The organism is Nocardioides sp. NPDC047086, from assembly GCF_040643685.1.
Taxonomy (GTDB): Bacteria; Actinomycetota; Actinomycetes; order Propionibacteriales; family Nocardioidaceae; genus Nocardioides.
Window position 1 is genome coordinate 1 of sequence record NZ_JBEYUV010000084.1, and the last position, 3,894, is coordinate 3,894.

Below are 3,894 nucleotides of genomic sequence, written 5' to 3' on the forward strand. Positions count from 1 at the left end.
ACCACCCCACTGTGCCGGGCCGCGCGTGCCCCCCGGGGGGCTGGGCGGTAGTGGGGGTCGGCGCTGGCCCCGCCCTGCACGGCGGTCCGGGGCCTGCTCCGTCGTTCGGGGCTCCGTCGGCCCGAGGCTCAGGCCTCCTCGACCTCTGCCAGCTCGGCGGTGACGGTGATCTCCGTGGCGTTCTCATCGACGGTGAAGAAGAGGTCGCCCACGATGTTGCCGACCCGCTTGAGGTCCGGCGCGGCGGCCTCGGCGTCCTTGACCAGCTTGGCCGGGCCGGTGACCTCGGCCTTGGCCAGCGGGTGACGCATCTTCACCTTCGCGGTCGACTTCGCGCCGCGGATCCCGGTCAGGGTCGCCGCGACGGCGTCGAGCGCCGCGGGGTCGGCGGCGGCAGCGGTGCCGAGCTCGAGCTCACGCGGCCACGAGGAGGTGTGGATGGAGCCGGTCTGCCACCACGACCAGACCTCCTCGGTGACGTACGGCAGGAACGGGGCCAGCAGGCGCAGCTGGACGTGGAGAGCGGTGGCCAGCGTGGCGCGCGCGGACTCGGTCGCGAGACCGCCGTCCTCGTCGTAGGCGCGCTCCTTGACCAGCTCGAGGTAGTCGTCGCAGAACTCCCAGAAGAACTTCTCCGAGGTCTCCAGCGCCGTGGAGTAGTCGTAGGCCGCGAAGGCGTCGGTCGACTTGGTGATCGTCTCCTTGAGGCGGGCCATCAGCGCGCAGTCGACCGGCTGGGTGATCGCGACCGGGTTCAGCGTGGTCGCGCCGACGTTGCCGAGGACGAACTTGGAGGCGTTGAGGATCTTCATCGCCAGGCGGCGACCGACCTTCATCTGGGTCTCGTCGAACGGCGAGTCCATGCCCGGACGGGTCAGCGCGGCGCGCCAGCGGACCGCGTCGGCGCCGAACTTGTCGAGGATCTCGGTCGGGACGACGACGTTGCCCTTCGACTTCGACATCTTCTTGCGGTCGGGGTCGAGGATCCAGCCCGCGATCATCGCGTGGCTCCACGGGACGGTGCCGTCCTCGAGGTGGGCGCGGACGATGCGGCCGAAGAGCCAGGTGCGGATGATCTCGTGGCTCTGGGTGCACAGGTCCATCGGGTAGACCCGGCTGAACAGGTCGGGGTCGGCCTCCCAGCCGCCCGCGATCTGCGGGGTCAGCGACGAGGTCGCCCAGGTGTCCATGACGTCCGGGTCGCCCTGGAAGCCGCCAGGCTTGCCGCGCTGCGCCTCCTCGTAGCCGACCGGAGCATCGGTGGACGGGTCGATCGGGAGCTGGTCCTCGCTCGGCAGCAGCGGCTTGTCGTAGTCGGGGTTGCCCTCGGCGTCGAGTGCGTACCAGACCGGGAACGGGATGCCGAAGAAGCGCTGGCGGGAGATCAGCCAGTCGCCGTTGAGACCGCCGACCCAGTTGTCGTAGCGGTGGCGCATGTGCTCGGGCAGCCAGGTCAGGTCGCCGCCGCGGGCCAGCAGCTGCTCACGCAGCTCGGGGTTGCGGCCACCGTTGGTGATGTACCACTGCCGGCTGGCGACGATCTCGAGCGGCTTGTCGCCACGCTCGTAGAAGTTGGCCATCCGCTGGGTCTTCTTCGGCTCGCCGTCGAGGTCGCCGGAGTCGCGGATCATCGCGACGACGGCCTCGCGGGCCGAGTGGACGGTCTTGCCCTTCAGGTCCTCGTACGCCGCAACCCCTGCCTCGGTGGTGATCCACTCCGGGGTCTCGCGGGAGAAGCGGCCGTCGCGGCCGATCAGGGCGCGGGCGGGAAGGTTGAGCTCACGCCACCACTGGACGTCGGTGAGGTCACCCCAGGTGCAGCACATCGCGATGCCCGCACCCTTGTCCATCTCGGCGGCCTCGTGAGGCAGGACAGGGATCTCGACGCCGAAGATCGGGCTCGTGACGGTGCTGCCGAACAGGTCCTTGTAGCGGTCGTCGTCGGGGTGCGCGATCAGCGCGACGACGCTCGGGATCAGCTCGGGGCGGGTGGTCTCGATGTGGACCGGGGTGCCGTCAGGGCGGTGGAAGGCGACGCGGTGGAAGAAGCCGGGGTAGTCCTTGGCCTCCAGCTCGGCCTGGGCGACCGCGGTCTGGAAGGTGACGTCCCACAGGGTCGGCGCCTCCTGCAGGTAGGCCTCACCGCGGGCCAGGTTGCGCAGGAACGCCCTCTGCGAGGCGGTCTGGGAGACCTTGCCGATGGTCGTGTACTGCTGGTCCCAGTCGAAGGAGAGACCCAGGGTGCGCCACAGGTCCTCGAAGACCTTCTCGTCCTCGACGACCAGCTGGTTGCACAGCTCGACGAAGTTGGGCCGGCTGATGGAGATCTGGCGCTTCGGGTCCGGCTTCTCCGGCGGCGTGAAGTCGGGGTCGTACGGCAGGCTCGGGTCGCAGCGGACGCCGAAGTAGTTCTGAACCCGGCGCTCGGTCGGTAGACCGTTGTCGTCCCAACCGATCGGGTAGAAGACCGACTTGCCGTTCATCCGCTGGAAGCGGGCGATCAGGTCGGGGTGGGTGTAGGAGAAGACGTGCCCGACGTGCAGGCTGCCGGAGACGGTCGGCGGCGGGGTGTCGATCGAGTAGACGTTCTCGCGCGGCTGGGTGCGGTCGAAGGCGTACGTCTTGTCGTTCTTCCACTGCTCGGCCCACTTGGCCTCCAGGCCCTCGAGGACCGGCTTGTCCGGTACGGCGACTACGCGCTGCTCAGCGGGCGTAGTCGTCTCCGGTGCGGTCTGCGTGGGCGTGGTCTCAGTCATGGGACCAAATCCTATGGGCGCGCGGTTGCTGGCGCGAAACCCGGTTGAGACCGGCGTTGCACACTCGCCATGCTTCCCTCATGGGCACCATCGACTTCTTCACCGACCCGGCCGAGTTCCTTGCCGTCTCCAAGGACTACCTCGCCGGGGAGCCGGTGATCGCCAACGTGGTCGCCACCAACGCGGAGAAGGCGACCCGGACGGTGCAGGAGGGGCCGTATCGCTGGTTCGCCGTGGCCCGTGAGGGTGAGCGGGTCGTGGGGGCGGCGATGCGGACGGCCGGCTTCGAGCCGTACCCGCTCTACGTCTGCCCGATGCCCGAGCCGGCGGCGCTCGAGCTGGCGCGGGCGCTGCATGCGAGGGGTGAGTACGCCGGTGGGGCCAACGGTGCGCTCCCGGCAGCCCGGACGGTGGCCGAGGAGACCGCCCGGCTCGCGGGCGGGCGGGTCAGCGTCGCGATGGCGTCGCGTCTGCACGAGCTCGGCACGCTCACGATGCCGTCCGGCGTGCCCGGGTACGCCCGCCCGGCGACGTACGACGATCTCGAGCTGTGCCGGGAGTGGCTGGCCGACTTCGGGCACGCGGCCCGGGAGCAGTCCTCGAACAAGGCCTACGCCCACGAGCACGCCGCCGTCGGCGAGGACGAGGTGCGGCGCCGGATCGAGGAGTTCCTGCTGTTGTGGGAGGTCGACGGCGAGGTCGTGTCGCTCCTCGGCGCGACCCTGCCGGCCCACGGCGTTGTCCGGATCGCACCGGTCTACACGCCGAAGGCGCAGCGGGGTCACGGCTACGGCACCGCGGTCACCGCCGAGGCCTCGCGACTCCTCGGTGCCGACGGCACCCGGCTGTGCCTGTTCACCGACGCCGACAACCCCGTCTCCAACCACGTCTACGCCAAGATCGGCTACCGCCCCGTCGTCGACATGGCCAACCACACGCTCGTCCCCTGACCCGCCGAGTCGGCTCATCTTGACGTGTTTCCACGCCGAGTCGGCTCGTCTTGACGGGATTCAACGTCGAGTCGGCTCGTCTTGACGGGGATCGACGTCGAGTCGGCTCGTCTTGACGGGGATCGACGTCGAGTCGGCTCGTCTTGACGGGGATCGACGTCGAGTCGGCTCGTCATGACGAGCCGACT

At 69.7% G+C, this 3,894-nt stretch carries 2 protein-coding genes; one reads left to right on the forward strand and one right to left on the reverse strand.

The window, feature by feature from the left end; translation table 11 throughout:
- Window positions 1-128: 128 nt before the first annotated feature.
- Window positions 129-2,756, reverse strand: coding sequence for a valine--tRNA ligase (gene valS / locus ABZ796_RS27630; RefSeq protein WP_357341381.1), 2,628 nt, complete (start codon window positions 2,754-2,756; stop codon window positions 129-131).
- An 80-nt stretch (window positions 2,757-2,836) separates the two neighbouring features.
- Between valS and ABZ796_RS27635 the strand changes: the two genes are divergently transcribed.
- Entirely contained in the window at window positions 2,837-3,706 is an 870-nt protein-coding gene (locus ABZ796_RS27635; RefSeq protein WP_357341382.1) for a GNAT family N-acetyltransferase, read from the forward strand.
- Window positions 3,707-3,894 lie beyond the last annotated feature (188 nt).

What these genes read in the sequence shown, in the direction of transcription:
- valS (WP_357341381.1), bottom strand. Translation starts at nt 2,756, where the DNA reads ATGACTGAGACCACGCCCACGCAGACCGCACCGGAGACGACTACGCCC.
- ABZ796_RS27635 (WP_357341382.1), top strand. Translation starts at nt 2,837, where the DNA reads ATGGGCACCATCGACTTCTTCACCGACCCGGCCGAGTTCCTTGCCGTC.